Here is an 18,866-nt window from a genome sequence, read left to right on the forward strand (position 1 = left end):
AGCTCCGCGCCTGATCGGGATGAATCAACGAGGTGTTTTTGTCCAATATTCGCGAAGTGGCTCGGCTGGCCGGGGTTTCCGTGGCGACGGTTTCGAGGACTTTGAAATCGCCCGAGCGTGTGCTCGCGCCAACCCGTGAGCGCGTCATGGCTGCGGTGGAGCAGGCCGGCTATCGGCCGAACCTGATGGCCGTGCAGTTTCGTTCGCGGCGCACCGGCAATCTGGTGATTCTGGTGCCGACCATCGCCAACACCTTTTTTGCCCGGGTCATCAGCGGCGCGCAGCAAGCGACGCAGGCGGCCGGTTATCGCCTGCTGCTGTGCGACACCCAGGGCCGGGAAGAACTGGAGCGACAATTCGCCGAGCTGGTTTACGCTTATCAGGCCGACGGGGTGATCCAGTTGCGCGCCTACGATCCTTTCGAAAACGCTTCGGCCGACGCCGATCTGCCGCCGATCGTTAACGCCTGCGAAGTGCTCAAGGCCGGGCGCTATCCAACCATCAGCCTGGACAACGTCGCCGCCGCTAAAGCCATGACCGAACACCTGATCGCCTTGGGACACAGCCGCATCGGCCTGATCAAAGGCTCAAAAAATAGCCCGCTGACTTTAGATCGACTGACGGGTTACGAAGCGGCATTGCGCGAGGCCGGGATTGCCTTCGATGAAGCACTGATCTGCCATGGCAATTTCAGCCTTGAGGCCGGTTTTGCCGGCGCGCAAAAGATGCTCGCATTGGCCGAGCGGCCGAGTGCGCTATTCTGCGAAAACGATGAAATGGCCATTGGTGCGCTCAAGCGCATCCGGCAGGCCGGGCTGCGTGTGCCCGAGGATATTTCCCTGGTCGGTTTCGATGACATTCCCATGGCTGCGTACTGCGATCCACCGCTGACCACCATCTCGCAACCAGCCGAGGCTTTCGGGGCCAAGGCGGTCGAGATGCTGATTGCGCTGATCGAAAAACAGCCGCTGACAGAGAGGCATGTCGTCCTGCCGTTCGAGCTGACACCACGCAGCAGCACGGCCCGCATCGACAACTCGGGCAAGCGCTAACCGAATCACGCCGCTGGCGGCTTCGCCAGCGCAATCCCCGCTGCGCCCAACCGCTTCAACACCTCAAACAACAAATCGCTCTTGGTCAGCCCGACAATCCTCGGGCTGCCGACATAGCCGGTGACCGTGAGGGTTATGCCGTCCGGCGACAATTTGCTGAAGCGTACGAATGGCGCCGGTTTGTCGAGGATGGTCTCGTTCTCGTGATACGCATCCAGCAGCAGTTGTTTGACCTGCTCAGGATCGATATCCAGCGGGAACACCAGCTCCAGCGATGCCACGCCCTGAGCACTGCCGCCGAGGGTAACGTTGCGCAGGTTCTGCGAGATCAGTTGCGAGTTGGGCACGATCACGATCGAGCGGTCGCTGAGCTGGATTTCCGTGGCACGCACGTTGATCCGGCGGATGTCGCCCTCGACGCCGCTGATGCTGATCAGATCGCCGACCTTGACCGGGCGCTCGGTGAGCAGGATCAGGCCGGAGACGAAGTTCTTGACGATTTCCTGCAAGCCAAAGCCGATCCCCACTGACAGCGCACTGACGATCCACGCCAGATTGGTCCACTGCACGCCCAGCGACGACAGCGTCAGCAGAATCACAAAGGCGTAGCCGATATTGGAAAACAGGGTGCTCAGTGAGGCGCACATGCCCGGGTCCATGTCGGTTTTGGGCAGGAACTCGTTGTCGAGCCAGCGGCTCAATGCACGGATCAGCCAGATACCGATCAGCAGTGCCAGCAGCGCGTTGAGCAGATGCGCCGGGACGATATTCAGCTTGCGCAAACCGGCGCCGCCGAGGATCGACATGATGTTGGTGACCAGTTGGCCGAGGGTGGTGCCGATGCCGCCGACAAACAACGAAATCAGCGCCATCAGCATCAGGCCGGCGCGGCTGACGCCGGACAACAGGATCGACGTCTGCTCAAGGCGCCGATCGCTGACGCCGAGCAATTGCTTGAGCGCCTGGCCGCTCGCGTGTTTCGGCGAAAACAGGTGCTCACAGGCGTCCTTCACCAGCTGAATCAGCAAGTAGAAGCCCGACAGCACGACGTAGCCCCACACCAGCTCATAACTGATGAACCGTGCCAGCGACACATAGCCGGCCAGCAGGGCGATGGCCGTCACCAACATCGAGAGACTGGCGACGCTGTAGATCAGCCCGGCGAACACGCTGTTCGTAGCCGACGCGTCATTGGCTGCGACCAAGGCCTTGCGCACTTTGCCGATGCGCAACAGCATCGTGCCGATGATCGCCAGCACCACCATGGAAATCACGCCGCGCCCGGTCATCACGATGTGGCTGCTCATGCCTGTGGCATTGGCGACTTGCACCAGCGTCACCAACACCAGCAACGAGCAGGCGAGGATCCGTGGATAAGGCTTGAGGGCCAGCGCCACTGGATCGGCAATCGCCGGCAGGCGCCAGGACGGGTGCGCGGTGGAGAGCAATGCGCGGCTGAGCCCGGTGATCAGCACGCAGGCATAGACGACTTTCTCGAATTCTTCGGAGAAGGTTTCCAGCACCGGAGGCAGTGCGTCGTGGCGGGTGCAGGCGTAGAACAACAGCTTCAGGGCGATGGCGGTGGTGATGAAGGTCGCGATAGCTGAGGCGAAGGCCAAGGCACTGCGGCGCAAGCGGCCCTCCGCCACGCGATGAATGCAGAACCAGGTCAGCCCGCGCTCAGCCAGACGTCGGCCAAAGGTCCAGATCAGCAGTGCCAACAGCACCAGTACGCAAGTATAAAAACGCTCGCCCGGCGCCCAGACCGTCGCCCATACGTCAGCCACCTGCTCGACGAACAGTCGCAGGCGCTGGCGGTCATCTTCGCTTGGATTGACCAGCGGCGCCCAGAAATACGGGCTCAATACGCTGCGCGTGCTCAGGGTCAGTTCGCTTTCCAGCAGGGTGCGGCGGATGCCGGCGATTTGCGTGATCAGATCGGCGGCGTTCTGTTTCAGTGCGGCGAGGCTTTTCAGGGTGCCATCGACCTTGCTTTTCTGCTCCGCCAGCGCCGCCCGCTGCGCGATGATATCGGCTTGCTCGGCGGCTACCTCGGCGTCTGGAGCGGTGCCGAGCACGCCCAGTTGCACCGCCAGTTGCGCCTGTTGCGGCAAAAGCGCTGCCGACAACCGATCGACATCGAGAATGAACGCCTGCACCCGATCCTGCGGGCCTTCGAGCTGGTTGTAATTGTTCGCCGCCGAAATCTGCTGCTTGAGCCCGTCGAGGCGTTGTTGCAGGGCTTGCAGATCGCTTTGCGAAATCACAGGTAGCGGCGCTGCGCCTGAGTTCGCCGGCGCGGCAACATCCGCCGCCCACAACGCAGCGCTGCCCGGCATGAGCAGTAGGAACAGAATGAAAAACAACGACTTGAATGAACAGCGCATGGGGGCGGCGGGCTCGAGTGGATCACACAGTCTATGAGGGTAGGTGATCGCGCCGAACGGGGCGGAAAACTTTCTCGGCAAGAGGCGCTTAAACGCTCATCCAATCCGGCGGAATGATCCGCGCAGCGAGCGGTCAACCGGCAATAACAGCTTCGAGAGCGTGCCATGTCCATCGCCAAGGAAACGATTGAATACCTGCGCCAACATTCACTGATCATCACCACCGCCGAATCCTGCACGGCCGGGGAAATCGTCATGTTGCTGTCGGAGGTGCCCGGCAGCGGCGAGCTGATCGAGTGCGGCTATGTGGTCTATTCGCCGCAAGCCAAGCAGCGCCTGCTGCACGTCAGCCCGGCGACCATGGACACCTTCAATCTGACCAGCGTGGAAGTGGCCAGTGAAATGGCCATCGGCGCGTTGCGCGACAGCACGGCCAACGTTGCCGTTGCCACCACCGGCATTCTCGGCCCCGACGATATGGATGGCATCAAGGCCGGTACGGTGTGCTTCGCCTGGGCGTTTCAGTTCGATGACCGACATTTTCTGTTCAGCGCCCAACAATGGTTTGCCGGATCGCGCAGTGAAGTGCAGACCCTCGCTTCTGAATTCGCCCTGCAGCAGTTGCCTGTCTATCACCGTCGCGCCTTGCGCGGCGAAGGAGGGTGGCGCCGATGAAACCTGACGCCGACCATCCCGATCTGCAAAGCCGACAGTTCCCGGTGCAGGAGGACATGGCCTTTCAGCTGAAGGTCTGGCGCTTCGAGCACATCGGTTGGTATCTGCTGGTGCTGTGCATGCTGCTGGGCCTGTTGGGGCTGTTTTCCCGTGGCGTGCTCAGTTTGCAGGACGCCCGCAGCGACGACGGCAAAGTCCAGGTCGAGTACGAGATGTTCCACCGCAACGGCTCGACCAACCCGCTGAAACTCAGCGTGCATGCGGCGCCTGAGACCACGGTCGAGTTGGACATCGGCGGCGAACTGCTCGATGGCTTCAGCATCGAAACCATGCAACCGGCCCCGGTGCGTATGCGCAGCTCAAAACAGGGCATGCGCTTGTGGTTGCAGGCGGATGCCCAGGGCCAGGCGACGCTCTATGTGACGCTGCGCGGTGACGGATTGGGCCTGTTTCGCAGCCATATCCGCGTGCCGGGCTCGAGCGAAGTGAAGCTTACTCAATTCATTTATCCATAGGTGACCCATGGACTCGGTCTTGCGCGCACTCGCGATGTATCTGGCACTGATGGTGCTGTTCAAAATTGCCGGTCGGCGTTCGCTGGCCGAGCTGACGACGTTCGATTTCGTGCTGCTGATGATTATCGGTGAAGCCACCCAGCAAGCGCTTCTTGGCGATGACTTTTCCCTGACCAATGCGATTCTGGTGATCATCACCCTGATCGCCATCGACGTCGGTTTCTCCTTGCTCAAACAGCGTTCCAGCTGGGTCTCGCGATTGATCGATGGCGAGCCGACCATCATCGTCGAGAACGGCAAGCTGTTGCACCGACGCCTGCGTCATGCGCGGCTGGTCGAGGCGGATGTCATGGAGGCGGCGCGCTCCAGTCAGGGCATAGAAACCATCGACCAGATCAAATTCGCAATCATCGAGCGCAACGGCAAGATTTCCGTAATCCGCCAGGATCCGGAAGGCGGCTGAACCTTTGACGCCGCACGGCTGCAATTTTTTTGAACGCTGAAAAAGCCTCACAGCCCAATGCTTACAAGTCATCGGAGGATTGCGAAATGAACGAGGCAGCGAGTTACTTCTCCATCGCCGTGGCGGTGATCATTCTGCTGGTCGATCTGTGGGCGATTGTCAGTGTGTTTCGCAGCAACAAAAGCGTCGGCGTCAAAGCCGCCTGGGCGATCGGTCTGATCGTATTCCCGGTGCTCGGCCTGATCGTGTGGGGCATCGCCGGCCCGCGCGGCGTCAAGGAAGGGCCTTCGTCGCCGGAGCACAGTAAGGGTTAAAAACCCTGATTTGCGCACATCCGGAAAATTGGAGGTGAACGATGAAAGCTGTTGTATTTCATGGCGTCGGGGACATCCGCCTGGACGATGTTCCCGAGCCAACCATTCAAGCGCCGACCGATGCCATTGTCAGGCTGACCGCGTCGGCCATTTGCGGCACCGATCTGCATTTCATTCGCGGCAGTGCGCCGGACATGCAGCCCGGCACGATCCTTGGGCACGAGGGCGTGGGGATTGTCGAAGCGCTCGGTGAAGATGTGCGCAACCTCAAGGTTGGCGATCGCGTGCTCATTCCCTCGACCATTGCCTGCGGCAACTGCTCGTACTGCCGCGCCGGCTATTTCGCCCAGTGTGATGTGGCCAACCCCAACGGTAAAACCGCTGGCACGTCATTTTTTGGCGGGCCGAAAACCACCGGGCCGTTCGATGGCCTGCAAGCCGAGAAAGCGCGCATCCCTTTCGCCAACATTGGTCTGATCAAACTGCCGGACGCCATCACCGACGATCAGGCGATTGCCATGTCGGATATTTTTCCCACTGCCTGGTTCGGCGCCGACATGGCCCGGATCAAGGACGGCGACACGGTGGCGGTGTTCGGCTGCGGACCGGTCGGGCTGTTTGCGATTATCAGTGCGAAGCTGATGGGCGCCGGCCGGGTGTTCGCCATTGATGGCCTGGAAGATCGCCTCGCTCGCGCGCAGGCATTGGGTGCCGAGTGCATCAACTTCGAGAAAGAAGATCCAGTTGAAACCATTGCGCGCCTGACTGCGGAAATTGGCGTGGATCGGGTGATCGAAGCGGTGGGCATCGACGCCAACCATTCCCATCATGGCCATCATCATCCTGCGCAGTGGCAACCGGGCGATGCGCCTTCGCAAGCGCTGGAATGGGCGGTCAAGGCTGTGGCCAAGGCCGGCACGATTTCCATCATCGGAGTCTATCCCGCCGGGTTCGACAGCTTCCCGATCGGCGAGGCGATGAACAAGAACGTACGCATCAACATGGGCAACTGTCATCACCGCAAATACATTCCCAAGCTGATCGAAATGACCCTCGCCGGGCGCGTCGACCCAGCGAAAGTGCTGACGCAGGACGAGCCTTTGACTGACGCGATTTCGGCGTTCAAGGCTTTTGATCAACATCAATCCGGCTGGATCAAGGTCAAGCTGGAACCGGGTAGCGATACCACTGCTGACAGGAGATCGTCATGAAAAAAATCTGTGTATGTCTGGGGTTCTGCTCGATGTTTCTGTTGAGCGGCTGCTTCGATTCCAACGATGCACCCAACAAGGACGGTGACAAAAGCAAACCGTCGGTGCAGATGCAGACCGAGAAGCCTGAGGAGGGCAAGTAACTCCACTTGGCAACAACCTGTGGGAGTGAGCCTGCTCGCGAAGGCGTCAGGTCAGACAATTCGGTGCTGACTGATGCTCCGTCTTCGCGAGCAGGCTCGCTCCCGCATTGGTTCAGTTCGAGTAGCGGTATTCCAGCCATGCCCAATACAGTAAAGCCACAGCACTGATCCCGCCTCCGAGAAAACACACCGCCACCCAGCCATATTGCGCATAGGTATACGTCGCCGCGATCGCGCCCAAACCACTGCCCACCGAGTAAAAGCACATATACGCACCGACCAGTCGACTCTGCGCATCGGGCCGTGTGGCGAAGATCAGGCTTTGATTGGTCACGTGCACTGCTTGCACGGCGAAGTCGAGCAAGATCACCCCGACGGCCATCGCCAGCAGCGAACTGTCGACAAATGCGATGGGTAGCCAGGACAGCGTCAGCAGCGCCAGGGCGATGCCGGTGGTGCGATTGCCCAAGCCGCGATCGGCCAGGCGCCCAGCCCGTGCGGCGGCGAGCGCACCCGCCACACCGGCCAGACCAAACAGGCCGATCTCCGTATGCGACAGCGACAATGGCGGCGCGCTGAGCGGCAGCACCATCGACGTCCACAACACGCTGAAGGCGGCGAAGATCAGCAGGGCGAAGATGCCGCGCACGCGCAGTACCCGCTCAGTCAAAAACAATTCCAATACCGAGCGCAGCAGTCGCCAGTAACTGCCCTGTGCGGGCGGTTTTGCCGAGGCGGGCAGGGTGCGCCATAACAGCAGGGCCAAGCCGACCATCAGTACGGCCGAGACAAAATACACGCCGCGCCATCCGGCCAGATCAGCCACTACGCCGGAAACGAAACGCGCCAGCAAAATGCCCAGCACCACGCCACTGGTGACGGTGCCTACGGCGGCGCCGCGCTGCTCCGGGCGTGCAAGGCTGGCGGTGCAGGCGACCACCACTTGCACCACCACCGCCAGAAGACCCACCAGCATCATGGCGCCGAGCAACACTCCCCAGCTCTCGGACAGGCCCACGGCACACAGCGCCGTTGCAGACAACAACAGTTGGCTGACGATGAGTTTCTTGCGATCGAGCAGATCACCCAGCGGCACAATGAACAGCAGCCCGACCGCATAGCCGGCTTGCGTGGCCGTGACCACTACGCCGATTGCACCGGATGAAACCCCGAGGCTGGCGGCCATCGATTCCAGCAATGGCTGCGCGAAGTAAACATTGGCCACCGCCATCGCGCAGGTGATTGCAAAGAGAAAAGTCTGCAAACGACTCAGTGCCGTTGCTGCGCTGTCAGCTGCGGCTTGCGCATTGACCAGGGTTTGCGTCTGGCAGGGCATCCTTGCTTCCTCTTAGTGTGGTTTTGAATTGAAACCGATATGTTGATCTTTATTCATTCGGGTTGTTAAATGCAACCACATTCAATAGCCGATCCATCAGGAACCACATGGCCCGACAACAAACATTGGCGCAGAGCGAATGCCCGGTGGCTCGAACCCTCGAAGCCATTGGCGATCGCTGGGCCTTGATGATCATTCGCGATGCGTTCGATGACGTGCGCCGGTTCAGCGAATTTCAGAAACGTCTGGGCCTGGCCAAGAACATCCTCACGGTCAAACTGAAAATGCTCGTCGAGCTCGGCGTGTTGCAGATTCAGCCCGCGTCGGACGGCAGTGCCTACAAGGAATACGTGCTCACCGACATGGGCCGCGCGGTGTTCCCCATCGTCGTCAGCCTGCGGCAGTGGGGCGAGCGCTTCCTGTTCGCGGAAGGCGAGGAGCATTCGATTCTGCTCGACAACGAACGGGCCGAGCCCGTTGAGACAATCGTCGTGCGCTCCAGAGCGGGCGCGGTGCTGGCCCCGGCGGACTGTCACCGAAAAGTGGTGACGCGCCGGCAATGAAGCCGGGCGGATAGCCGTGGCGCGTATCGATAGCCGCGCCTTCTCGTGACATGTCGGGTCGGCGTCTGGCGGGTTTTTGATCTAGGCTGTTTTCGATCCTCGATCAGCAGCGGTGCGCCGTTGCCATATTTCCAGCAACGCGATTACCGGAGTGCCTGATGAGCCTTTCACCTTTCCACCTCGCCATCCCGGTCTACGATCTTGCCGCTTGCCGGCGTTTTTACGGTGAAGTGTTCGGCCTGGAGGAGGGCCGGTCCAGCGCGCAATGGGTCGACTTCAACTTCTACGGCCACCAATTGGTGATCCACGAACAGCCGAAAACGGCTGCCCAGCAAAGCATCAACAGCAACCCGGTAGACGGTCACGACGTACCGGTCCCGCACTTCGGCATCATTTTGCAGTGGGAGCAATGGGAAGCACTGGCCGAGCGACTGAAGTCATTCGGCACGCAATTCGTGATCGAGCCCTACATTCGATTCAAGGGTCAGGTCGGCGAACAGGCGACCATGTTTCTACTCGATCCCTGCGGCAATGCGCTGGAATTCAAGGCGTTCAAAGACATGAGTCAGGTGTTTGCCAAATGATCACAGCGTAGTGATCTGCCCGTTGCGATCGCGCTCATAAACCTTGTTGGCCTGCAGCTTTTCCTTGAGCCAGCGCTCGGCCGTGCCCAGCGGCCGTTGGCGTGCCCATAACAGGTCGACGCCGATTTGCCAGTCGGTATGCGGGTATGCCGACAGCTGCAACTCGACCAGTTCGCCATTGCCCAGTTCACGCTGGATCAGTTGGCGCGGCAGGGTCGCCCAGCCGAGGCCGGCGCGGACCATTTCCAGCAGCGCCAGATAGCTTTCCGCTTGCCACAGCTGCGTCGAACGCAGGTATTCACTGCTCGGCAGTTTGCTGGCGTGCGCACTGAACGCCAGGCGCCGGTGCACGTGCAAATCATCGAACGTGACGTTGTCCAGTTGCGCCAGCGGATGATCGGGATGGCAGACGTGCAGCATGATCAGTTTGCCTAGTTGCTGGAACGCCAGTTCCCGGGGATAGCCTGGTTGCGAAAACGCCACCCCCAGCACCGCCTCGCCACTGCTGACCAGTTCGCTGACATCGCCGTAGACCGGGTGACGAATGATCAGATCGACAAACGGGAAGGCCTGCTCGAACGCTTGCAGCACCGGCATGATCGGGCCGTACGGCGTTTCAATCGCCAGGGTCAGACTCGGTTCGACGCTATCCGAGAGGCAATCAGCGTGGGCCTCGAAGGTCATGCAGCGCTCCAGTACCGCTTCTGCCTGCACCAGTAATTTATGCCCGCTGGCGGTGAGGGCAGGGCTGCGATTGCGGCGGTCGAACAGCTCGACGCCAAGGTCGGTTTCAAGATTGGCGATCGCTGCGCTGATGGTCGATTGCGTCTTGCCCAGCTTGCGCCCGGCGGCGGAGAACGAGCCGCTTTTCACCACTTGGACGAACATCAGCAACTGATCGAGTGAGAAGCGCACGCGGTGTACTCCGAGGTTGAGCGAAATGGCGATTGTGCCGCGTCTTTGCCATCGAAAAAAGCGATGGTTGCCAATTTGTTTCATCGTTAAAAACATTCAAGGATGACCCCGCGTCTTCGAACGCCGGGGCCGATTCTCTCTGTGCATCTGTCCCTGAGCGCCCGCGATTACAACCAACGCTGCCCCTTCAGGAGCTTGTGCCATGACTACACAATGCGTTCACCCGGTCGATGAGGTGTTGCCCCTGCGGCAGCTGGTCACCTTCGGTCTGCAGCATGTTCTGGTGATGTATGCGGGAGCGGTGGCGGTGCCGCTGATTCTCGGCAGTGCGATGGGGCTGACGTCGGCTCAGGTGGTTTTACTGATCAACGCCAACCTGCTGACGTCCGGTGTGGCGACGCTGATTCAGACCCTCGGCTTCTGGAAGTTCGGCGCGCGTTTACCGTTGATTCAGGGCTGCTCGTTCATTGCGCTGGCGCCGATGATCATGATCGGCAAGGAGTTCGGCCTCAGCCAGATCTTTGGGGCGGTGATCGCCGCCGGCTTCCTGACCATCGCACTGGCGCCGGTGTTCAGCCGCTTGCTGCGATTCTTTCCGCCCGTGGTGATTGGCAGCCTGATCACCATCATCGGTATTTCACTGATGCCGGCGGCGGCAATCTGGCTGGGTGGCGGTAATCCCGATTCGCCTGACTTCGGTCGCCCGGCCAATCTGCTGCTGGGCCTGGCCACGGTCAGTGTGACGCTGGTGATTTATGCGAAATTCAGCGGTTTCATCGGCAACCTCAGCGTGCTCATCGGCTTGTTTGTCGGCAGCCTGATCGCTGCCGCCTGTGGCATGACGCACTTCAATCGGGTCAGCGAGGCGGCGTGGTTCGAGTTGAGCGCGCCAATGGCGTTTGGCCCGCCAGAATTTTCTCTGGTACCGATTCTGATCATGACCCTGGCGATGCTGGTGATCATGGCCGAGACCACTGGCAACTGCCTGGCCATCGGCAAACTGGTCGGCAAACCGACTACGCAGCAGACCCTCGGCAACGCCTTCCGCGCCGACGGCTTGTCGACCATGCTCGGTGGTCTGTTCAACAGCTTTCCCTATAACGCCTTCACGCAAAACACCGGCCTGATTGCGCTTTCGAGCATCAAGAGCCGCTTCGTCGTCGCCGCCGCTGGCGCAATCATGGTGTTGATGGGCTTGTTTCCCAAGCTCGGCGCGCTGATTGCGGCGGTGCCGACGCCGGTGCTGGGCGGCTGCGCGATCGTCATGTTCGGCATGACCACGGTGGCGGGCATTCAGGAACTGTCACGGGTGCAGTTCGAAGGCACACGCAACGCCATTATTGTTGCGGTGTCGGTCAGCGTCGGCGTCTTGCCAATGTCCTTCCCGGCCCTGTTCGAACACGTCGGCCCGACGCTGAAACTGGTGCTCGACAGCGGCATTTTCCTCGGTGCGATCACCGCCATTCTGCTCAATGTACTGCTCAACAAACAAAAACCATCGACCGACGCCGTCGGCGCTTCCACGGCCGAACTGGCCGACTGACTTTTGTCTTTTTCCACTGCCCAGGAGTTACCCATGAATCAATTCACTCAGCTTGTTCCGGCCGGCGTCAGCGATCTGGACCTGTCATTGCTGCGCCAGACCATCGCCCTGTCGCAGGCGTCGAAGCAACGTGGCCGGCACCCGTTTGCGGCGCTGGTGGCGGATCGCGACGGCAAGGTGATTGCCGAAGCGGGCAACAATTCGATGCCGCCGGAAGGTGATCCCACCCAGCATGCCGAACTGGTCGCGGTGGCTGCGGCGGCGAAGCGGTTGTCACCCACGGAGCTGGAGGCGTGCACGCTGTACACCAGCGCCGAACCTTGCTGCATGTGCGCGGGCGCGGTGTATTGGACCGGTGTCGGGCGAGTGGTGTATGCGTTGTCGGAACATGCTTTGCTCGGGCTGACCGGCGATCATCCGGAGAACCCGACGTTCTCGTTGCCGTGTCGCGAAGTGTTTGCCAAAGGGCAGCGCACGGTGAGCGTTTTCGGGCCGATGCTGGAGGCAGAGGCGGCTGAACCGCATAAAGGTTTCTGGTCTTAGTTGTTATGGATCGTTCCCACGCTGCTGCGTGGGGACGCATTCGCTGACGCTCTGCATCACTTTTACTTCGCCGGGATGACATCCACACATTCCCCAGCGGAATGCCCCCCATGAAATCATTGAATTTTTCTTCTCCACGCTCACCGCGTAGCGTGTCGCATAGACAAGGAGAATCGCCATGACCCAACCCGCCACTGACGCCGCCGGCAAATTCGACACCTCCCGCGCCAATGAGTATGCCCGGCAAAGCCGCATTGCCCTGGCTGGCTACGATGCCTGTCACGACCTGTCGGCCTGCATGCTCGCCGCCAGCCTTGGGCAGTCGCGTCCGGCAAACGTGCTGGTGGTGGGCGCGGGGGGCACCGCACAGGAAATCATCGCCATGGCCGCGCTGGAGCCGGAATGGCGCTTCACTGCGGTCGATCCTTCCGGGCCGATGCTGCATGCTGCGACCGAACATCTGCGCGCCAATGATCTATTGCACAGAGTCCAGATACATCTCGGTCACGTCGAAGACTTGCCGGCCGACGCATCTTTCGACGCCGCCACCCTGATCGGTGTACTCCATCACCTGGGCGGTGATGAGGCCAAGCAACAAATACTGCGCTCCATTCAGGCCCGCCTCAAACCCGGCGCGCCATTGATCGTGGCCGGCAATCATTACGCTTACGCCAGTCAGCCGTTGCTGCTGCAAGCCTGGAGCCAGCGCTGGCGACAGCAGGGCGCAACCGTTGACGAGGTGCAGGCGAAGCTCGGGAAGATCTTGCAGGGCGCTGATCCGCCGCACTCGGAGGCGGCGGTTCAAACATTGCTGCATGACGCCGGATTCGGCGATGCAACACGGTTTTTCAGCAGTCTGTTCTGGGGCGCCTGGCTGACGTGCAAGCTCAGCCAGGCGACCCGATTTGCCTAAGCCTCCGTCCAGTCCAGCGCTGCCGTCTCGCGCCATTTCACGTCGGTGATCCCATAGCGCTCGGCCTGGGGTTTGGAAACCACTTTCAACGGTGGTTTACCCGGTTTCGGAATCGGCGCAATACCGGCGTCACAGCTCGCCCAATGCCAAGCGTCGGCGTTGCGCATACTCTTGGCGCGAATGACGAATGATTTTGGCTGGTCGTGATGTTTGTATTCGATGACGAAAATATCGGTGCTACGCATGAGTTCCTCCTTACGCTCATACGTAAATGATTTTGTCCGACAAGAAAAATTCAAAGGATTTTCTGGCCGGATGATCAGCGTCATTCAGCGCTCTAAAACGCGGTTCTTCATGAAACCGCGCAGGTTCATCAGGAACAGGCAAAGCTGAAGAACGATCAGCGCGTAAGCCCCGGCATGGACGCCCCAGATTACCCACAAAAGATTGCTCAGACTGAAACAAACAAAGCCGCTCATGCGCCGTTGCGGTCGTTGCGAACCGATCAGCCACGCGGCCAGAACGGTGACCAGCATCGCCGGCCATTGCACCCAATCCAGATATGCCAACACCCTTTCCTCTGCACAGATTTGCTTGATGCAGAAAGGGTACACAGCAACCGAAGGATGGTCACCGATGAGCCTTGAACCTTGTCCCAACAAAAAACCACTTGGATCAGAAACCCAAGTGGTCGGAAGTATTCGGCGCTTTAATCAAGCCACCGGAATAGGATTTTCCAGCAGCGACAGGTTGAACTGCTCGATCAACCCGTGCTCGTTCGCGCCCTGGTTGGCTCGCAGCGGCAAGACTCGGTCAACCAGCACTTCGGTAGTGGCGGTTTTCAGCTTGATCAGGGTTTCCTCGATAAACTCGCCCAGCGGCATGGCGCGCTCGTCGCCGCTCTTGTGAATCAGGTCGGTATCGACCCAAGGTGGCGCGATTTCCAGGACCTTGACGCTGGTGTCGCGCAGCATGAAACGCTGCGACAGCGAGTAGGAATGGATCGCCGCTTTGGTTGCCGAATACAACGCCGTGGTCGCCAGCGGCAGGTAGGCCAGCACCGAGCTGTTGTTGATGATGTAGGCCTCGGGCTGACGCTTGAGGTGTTCGACGAACGCGGCGCTGACGCGCACTGGGCCGAGGAGGTTGGTCTGCAACAGAGCGACGGCCTGCGCATCGTCGTAGTCGCCGGAACCCGCGTTGTCGAAGGGCATGATTCCGGCGTTGTTGATGATTACGTTCAACGACGGATGGCGGCGGATGACTTCGGCGGCGACGTCCTTGATCTGCTGCGCATCGTTGATGTCCAGCTGCACGGTGTCGATGCCAGGATTCGCCTGGGCAATCTCTGCCAGCAGGGTCTGGCGACGACCAGCGATGATGACCTTGTTGCCGCGCTGATGCAGGGCCTCGGCCAGTGCGCGGCCGATGCCGGAAGTGCCGCCGGTGATGAAGATCGTGTTGGCTTCAAGTTTCATGAGCTGCGTCCCGCAAGTGGATTGATTGGTATGTGAGCCATGATGGAGAAAACCTGCTCCGACCTGAATGACGTATGTGGTAGTGTTTCAGGACATTCAACAACCGGAGCGCGACCATGCATCGAGTCGGCTATCTGCTCACGGAAGGTTTTCAGGTCATGGCGCTGGCGACCCAGTCGGTGTTCGAGTTCGCCAACATCGTCACCGGCAAAGCCGTGTACAAGGTGCAGAACTTTTCCCAGGCCGGCGGCATCGTCAGCTCCTCGCTGGGCTTGCACGTCGATACGTTGCCACTGACGCAGGCGGGGCTGGCCGACAGTTGGCTGGTGGCTGGCACGCTGACTCCGCTGACGCCGCCCGATGCTGACGTGCTGCAAAGCGTGCGCGGGCTCGCCGACGGCGCACGCCGCGTGGCCGGCATCTGCACCGGCTCGTTCTTACTGGCGCAGGCCGGTGTGCTGGATAACCGCCGCGTGACCACGCACTGGGCGTTCGCCCCGGCGCTGCGCAGGATGCATCCGTCGGTGAATGTCGAGGACGACCGAATCTTCATCATCGACGGCCCGGTGTGGACATCGGCGGGCATGACCGCTGGTGTCGACATGGCGCTGGGTATGGTCGAGAAGGACCTGGGCAGCGAAATCGCCCGCTCGGTCGCCCATCGACTGGTGATGCATCAGCGTAGGTCCGGAGGCCAGTCGCAGCATTCGGAATTGCTGTCGCTGTCGCCCAAATCCGACCGCATTCAGAGTGCGCTGGATTACGCGCGCAAGCACCTCAATCGCCCGCTGAGTGTCGAAGAACTGGCCGAAGTGGTGCACCTGAGTCCGCGGCAATTCACCCGCGTGTTCACCGCCGAAACCGGCCAGTCACCAGCCAAGGCGATAGAGAGCCTAAGGCTGGAAGCGGCGCGGTTGCTGATCGAGCAAAGCAGTCACAGTCTGGATGTGGTCGCCAGGGAAACCGGGTTTCGTGACCGCCGGCACATGCGCGAGGTGTTCATGCGCGGCTTTGGCGTGCCGCCGCAGGCGGTACGGCGGGATTCGCGGCGGATGGTGTGAGGCTCGTGTTGATTAACCAACGTCCCAATACCAAGGAGCGAGCCTGCTCGCGATGACGCCAGCCCATTCACAGCCACATAAACAGAAAACCCTCAGCCCGTTTAAACAGTAACTCCAGCCTCAAGCAAACGGCTACAACGCCTTGCGCCATTCCCTACGACTACGCCAGAATCCGCCGGCTTGTGCGTCTAGGTCGCGGGTTCTATCGTCTGTCGGTCGCTGAAAAACAGTGATCGGGTTTGGTAGCCCGCCATAACTAGTCGCATCGCGCACCGTTCGCAGACCTGCTTCAGGTCGCTGCTCAATGGTGGCCATGCGCAGGACACCTTCGGGTGTGCCGGTTCCTAGTTACCGGTCTACCAACCCGCGTATGGCCGCCACCTTCGTTTGGTAGCGAATGTGAAGGCTCCTTTTCTAACTAGGAGTTTCACCATGTTCAAAGTCACACCCAATCCCCCAACCACCGACCCCGCATCGCCCTACGAATCCAGCGCCTCGAAAAAGCTTCACGAAGCCGCCGAACGCGCCCTCGATCACTACCTCGGCCCCGCCGAAATCCTGGCCAGCACCAACACTCCGGAACAGATGTTCCTCGCCAACCCGAAATACGACACCGAGTCCCTGCTGGCCAACGCCAGCGAATCCCTCGGCTCGGCCACCACCATGCTCTACGACTTCGCCGCGCTGCTCGACAACCCGCGCCGTAAAACCCTGCTGGGCATCGCCCAGGTCGTCATGCTCGGCGAAATCGCGGTAAATCAGGCTTTGGATAAAGTCGAAATAGCCAAATGACCCGCAACGCGACGAGCGCAAAACCTCGTCGCAACCCCCGGGGCGTACCATGGCTGGCACACGGCCACGGCTTGCACCACCCGGCCTCGACAGTCACCCTTCGGGCCGTTCAAGGATCAGAACAAGGAATCAAGGATTGAGTGGTTACGTTCCAAACCCGCCGAAAAACTACCGCTACGAACAAGCCAAACCCGTCGACCTGCACGCCCAGCATTGGGCCGAGTATGAGAAGCATGGGAAAGAGCCCGCGCGCGAGCCTGAGAAGACAGGCATTGCGTTGAGGATCGGGGTTTTCTTTGATGGCACAGGCAACAATGCGAACAACTCTGCTGCGGGGTTGTTGTGCGGTGCTCAGCATCCGATTGCGCCTGAGGATATTCCAGCTAGCTGCATGCCTTATATGAGCGATCCGGATAGTAGTTATGGCGCCGGGCCTACGAATATCAGGAAATTGTTTTCTCTGTATAAAAAGACCCAGAAAGCCGAAGGCGATGGCTTTCTTAAGTACGTCTCAAGCCCAATATATGTCGAAGGTATAGGCACTGAAAGCAATCAGATGGATAGCGCTGTAGGTGCTGGAACGGGGCGAGGTGAGACTGGTGTTACGAGTCGCGTACAAGCGTCCTTCACGCTGATAAAACAAGCTATCGAAGAGGCACTGCAAGAGAACCCCGACAGTGAAATTGCGTCCCTGACGTTCGATACATTTGGCTTCAGTCGTGGGGCTGCTGCTGCACGGCACTTCGCAAATGAAGTGGTGCGGGGTAAGCAAGGAGCTTTAGGAGATCTCCTGAACCGGAACGCCGCAGATTTCAGTCGCACCTTTGATAATAAATACGGAAACGGCATCAAAATCGGTTTCATCGTGCTCTTTGACACGGTGCCCTCAATTGCCGGCTTCACCAATCTTGGCCGGGTGAAAAGTCCTCTAGCTCCCGGTGTGAGGCTTTACCTAAACCGTCAATACTTCACGGATGTCGTACATCTCGTAGCCCGTGATGAGTGCCGCGCTAATTTTGCGCTCAGCCGAGTGAAGCCCGCGCACCCTGAGTACACTCTTCCCGGGGTTCATTCGGATATTGGCGGCAGCTATCTTGATGAAGTAGAGGAACGCGTGCTTGTCAGTCCGATGCAAACTCTCGCTGTACCTCGGTACGTAGACGTTTCAACGACGTCGATTTATCACGACGCCGCGCGCGTAAAAAGCGAGTGGCTTGCTAAAGGATGGCCTGCGCATCTGCTGGATATTGTCACCCCGGCTTCCTTGGAAATTCCGCAGGAGCATCAAGACAGGCTTTCACCGGGGCAGAAGCGCGTATATGCCGCTCTACAATTGAAACGTCCGGTGAGTGGAAAACTTTCGAGAGTTTATTTAAGAGTCATGTATCAGCTGGCAAAAGAAAAGGGTGTTCAATTCATTGATATACCGGAAGATGACGAATACTCCGTGCCGGCAGAGCTGCAACCTCTTTGTGACCGATTTCTCACCGGAAACTACAGAACAACTGCAGAAGAAGAGGCTTTGCTCAAGCTGAAGTACATTCATACCTCTGCAAACTGGAATCATCCCCTTGGAAGAAGAGACGGGAGCGGTATTGATGCTGTTTACATCAACGCCCCGACGGAAGACGCGATCCGTGTACAACATCCTCACGTAGCTGATTGGAAACTCTGGTAATGAAGTCTGTAATCGCTCTGCTTGTCGCCTTATCGTTAATGGGCTGCCAGAAAGGAGGTTTCGAAAGTGGAGAAAATGACCCGAAGTCCCCTTGGTGGCAAATTGGATTCGTTGAGCCGAATTACATGAAGATCTGGGTTGAGGACAGCTCGGTGCTGGATATCAATAACAGAATGTTTTTCAGAGTCGGTGGAAAATCCGCTCCCGGAGGCGAACCAGAAGATGGGACGGAGTCTGCCCGTGGTTGGGGAACAGTCGGTGGTTCTGGAGTTTTGGTTACCGGTGCTGACCTTCCTCGAATGATTTTTGTCCGTTGGCAGTCGATATCGGAGCAGAAAACCTATAAAGGCTTCATAGAGATTCCAGAAGAAGCGAGGCAACTGATGGTGCAGTCCACACATCAGCGGTGCCCGAAGACTCCCGAAAGAACCGCACGTTACTCCGCAACGCTGCTTGTGGGGCTCGCCCCGGGGGGAGTGCTTCAAGCGTGGGTCAGGGACTCCTGCCACCGCCCGATAAAAGTCTCCCATGCTCAAGGCGAACTCGAACCTCTCGGCCCCGAGCAGGGCGAGCATGGCGGGCGCTATGCCTATCCCGTGAGTGAGAAGGCCAAGCGATACATTGATAAGTTCGGCATCCCGTACGGTAGTTGGTAAATGACGTTGATGGAGCGCCATCTACTTTTCAGGCGCCAGACCGT

22 protein-coding genes are annotated in these 18,866 nt (G+C 59.5%); 16 read left to right on the forward strand and 6 right to left on the reverse strand.

Annotated elements, in window-relative coordinates:
* Positions 1–38 precede the first annotated feature (38 nt).
* Positions 39–1,052 (forward strand): LacI family DNA-binding transcriptional regulator, encoded by a 1,014-nt coding sequence (locus HU724_RS11720; RefSeq protein ID WP_186569264.1) that lies wholly within the window; start codon positions 39–41, stop codon positions 1,050–1,052.
* 5 nt (positions 1,053–1,057) lie between these two features.
* On the opposite strand, the gene HU724_RS11725 is transcribed toward HU724_RS11720, so the two are convergent.
* On the reverse strand, positions 1,058–3,439 hold the full coding sequence (locus tag HU724_RS11725; RefSeq protein ID WP_186569265.1) for a DUF3772 domain-containing protein: 2,382 nt from the start codon (positions 3,437–3,439) through the stop codon (positions 1,058–1,060).
* 165 nt (positions 3,440–3,604) lie between these two features.
* On the opposite strand from HU724_RS11725, the gene HU724_RS11730 reads away from it, so the two are divergent.
* The 6 genes from HU724_RS11730 (at position 3,605) to HU724_RS11755 (ending at position 6,760) form a co-directional block, all read left to right on the forward strand.
* Positions 3,605–4,114: a CinA family protein gene (locus HU724_RS11730; RefSeq protein WP_186569266.1), complete on the forward strand. Its 510-nt coding sequence runs from the start codon at positions 3,605–3,607 to the stop codon at positions 4,112–4,114.
* Complete coding sequence (locus HU724_RS11735) at positions 4,111–4,629, forward strand: hypothetical protein (protein WP_186569267.1); 519 nt, start codon at positions 4,111–4,113, stop codon at positions 4,627–4,629. Before HU724_RS11730 ends, HU724_RS11735 begins: the two co-directional genes overlap by 4 nt.
* A gap of 7 nt (positions 4,630–4,636) precedes the next feature.
* Positions 4,637–5,092, forward strand: a complete 456-nt coding sequence (locus tag HU724_RS11740) for a DUF421 domain-containing protein (RefSeq protein WP_186569268.1) — start codon at positions 4,637–4,639, stop codon at positions 5,090–5,092.
* Between the two features lie 86 nt (positions 5,093–5,178).
* Positions 5,179–5,406, forward strand: coding sequence for a PLD nuclease N-terminal domain-containing protein (locus tag HU724_RS11745; RefSeq protein ID WP_024012535.1), 228 nt, complete (start codon positions 5,179–5,181; stop codon positions 5,404–5,406).
* A 41-nt stretch (positions 5,407–5,447) separates the two neighbouring features.
* Positions 5,448–6,617, forward strand: a complete 1,170-nt coding sequence (locus tag HU724_RS11750) for a zinc-dependent alcohol dehydrogenase (protein ID WP_073475215.1) — start codon at positions 5,448–5,450, stop codon at positions 6,615–6,617.
* Entirely contained in the window at positions 6,614–6,760 is a 147-nt protein-coding gene (locus tag HU724_RS11755; RefSeq protein WP_016774259.1) for a hypothetical protein, read from the forward strand. Before HU724_RS11750 ends, HU724_RS11755 begins: the two co-directional genes overlap by 4 nt.
* A 112-nt stretch (positions 6,761–6,872) precedes the next feature.
* On the opposite strand, the gene HU724_RS11760 is transcribed toward HU724_RS11755, so the two are convergent.
* Positions 6,873–8,096: an MFS transporter gene (locus tag HU724_RS11760; RefSeq protein ID WP_186569269.1), complete on the reverse strand. Its 1,224-nt coding sequence runs from the start codon at positions 8,094–8,096 to the stop codon at positions 6,873–6,875.
* 107 nt (positions 8,097–8,203) lie between these two features.
* Here HU724_RS11760 and HU724_RS11765 point away from each other — a divergent pair, with 107 nt between their 5' ends.
* Both HU724_RS11765 and HU724_RS11770 read left to right on the forward strand, forming a co-directional pair.
* Positions 8,204–8,659, forward strand: coding sequence for a winged helix-turn-helix transcriptional regulator (locus tag HU724_RS11765; protein WP_071171887.1), 456 nt, complete (start codon positions 8,204–8,206; stop codon positions 8,657–8,659).
* A 158-nt stretch (positions 8,660–8,817) separates the two neighbouring features.
* Positions 8,818–9,243: a VOC family protein gene (locus HU724_RS11770; RefSeq protein WP_024012539.1), complete on the forward strand. Its 426-nt coding sequence runs from the start codon at positions 8,818–8,820 to the stop codon at positions 9,241–9,243.
* Here HU724_RS11770 and HU724_RS11775 read toward each other — a convergent pair whose 3' ends face one another.
* Positions 9,244–10,158, reverse strand: a complete 915-nt coding sequence (locus HU724_RS11775; protein WP_125926065.1) for a LysR family transcriptional regulator — start codon at positions 10,156–10,158, stop codon at positions 9,244–9,246. It abuts the gene before it with no gap.
* Between the two features lie 202 nt (positions 10,159–10,360).
* On the opposite strand from HU724_RS11775, the gene HU724_RS11780 reads away from it, so the two are divergent.
* The 3 genes from HU724_RS11780 to HU724_RS11790 all read left to right on the forward strand — a co-directional run bounded on the left by HU724_RS11780 (position 10,361) and on the right by HU724_RS11790 (position 13,157).
* Complete coding sequence (locus HU724_RS11780; RefSeq protein WP_186569270.1) at positions 10,361–11,701, forward strand: nucleobase:cation symporter-2 family protein; 1,341 nt, start codon at positions 10,361–10,363, stop codon at positions 11,699–11,701.
* 33 nt (positions 11,702–11,734) lie between these two features.
* A complete protein-coding gene (locus tag HU724_RS11785) occupies positions 11,735–12,244 on the forward strand; it encodes a nucleoside deaminase (RefSeq protein WP_186569271.1) in 510 nt (169 codons plus the stop codon).
* Between the two features lie 178 nt (positions 12,245–12,422).
* Entirely contained in the window at positions 12,423–13,157 is a 735-nt protein-coding gene (locus HU724_RS11790; protein WP_186569272.1) for a class I SAM-dependent methyltransferase, read from the forward strand.
* Here the strand turns inward: HU724_RS11790 and HU724_RS11795 are convergent.
* The 3 genes from HU724_RS11795 to HU724_RS11805 all read right to left on the reverse strand — a co-directional run bounded on the left by HU724_RS11795 (position 13,154) and on the right by HU724_RS11805 (position 14,635).
* Positions 13,154–13,402 carry a DUF6555 family protein gene (locus tag HU724_RS11795; protein ID WP_016774267.1) on the reverse strand — a complete coding sequence of 83 codons (249 nt, stop codon included), beginning with the start codon at positions 13,400–13,402 and terminating at the stop codon, positions 13,154–13,156. The genes HU724_RS11790 and HU724_RS11795 overlap by 4 nt on opposite strands.
* Before the next feature lie 84 nt (positions 13,403–13,486).
* The gene (locus HU724_RS11800) at positions 13,487–13,693 is read right to left on the reverse strand and encodes a hypothetical protein (protein WP_050977883.1); all 207 of its coding nucleotides are present in this window, start codon (positions 13,691–13,693) and stop codon (positions 13,487–13,489) included.
* Between the two features lie 177 nt (positions 13,694–13,870).
* Complete coding sequence (locus tag HU724_RS11805; protein ID WP_186569273.1) at positions 13,871–14,635, reverse strand: SDR family oxidoreductase; 765 nt, start codon at positions 14,633–14,635, stop codon at positions 13,871–13,873.
* A 116-nt stretch (positions 14,636–14,751) separates the two neighbouring features.
* On the opposite strand from HU724_RS11805, the gene HU724_RS11810 reads away from it, so the two are divergent.
* The 4 genes from HU724_RS11810 to HU724_RS11825 all read left to right on the forward strand — a co-directional run bounded on the left by HU724_RS11810 (position 14,752) and on the right by HU724_RS11825 (position 18,822).
* On the forward strand, positions 14,752–15,696 hold the full coding sequence (locus HU724_RS11810; protein ID WP_133339968.1) for a GlxA family transcriptional regulator: 945 nt from the start codon (positions 14,752–14,754) through the stop codon (positions 15,694–15,696).
* A 432-nt stretch (positions 15,697–16,128) separates the two neighbouring features.
* A complete protein-coding gene (locus HU724_RS11815) occupies positions 16,129–16,488 on the forward strand; it encodes a DUF6124 family protein (RefSeq protein ID WP_186569274.1) in 360 nt (119 codons plus the stop codon).
* A gap of 136 nt (positions 16,489–16,624) precedes the next feature.
* On the forward strand, positions 16,625–18,166 hold the full coding sequence (locus tag HU724_RS11820; RefSeq protein ID WP_186569275.1) for a T6SS phospholipase effector Tle1-like catalytic domain-containing protein: 1,542 nt from the start codon (positions 16,625–16,627) through the stop codon (positions 18,164–18,166).
* Positions 18,166–18,822, forward strand: a complete 657-nt coding sequence (locus HU724_RS11825; RefSeq protein WP_186569276.1) for a DUF2931 family protein — start codon at positions 18,166–18,168, stop codon at positions 18,820–18,822. The genes HU724_RS11820 and HU724_RS11825 overlap by 1 nt, the downstream gene beginning before the upstream one ends.
* The last annotated feature ends 44 nt before the right edge of the window (positions 18,823–18,866 follow it).

The organism is Pseudomonas iranensis (assembly GCF_014268585.2).
GTDB classification, from domain to species: domain Bacteria; phylum Pseudomonadota; class Gammaproteobacteria; order Pseudomonadales; family Pseudomonadaceae; genus Aquipseudomonas; species Aquipseudomonas iranensis.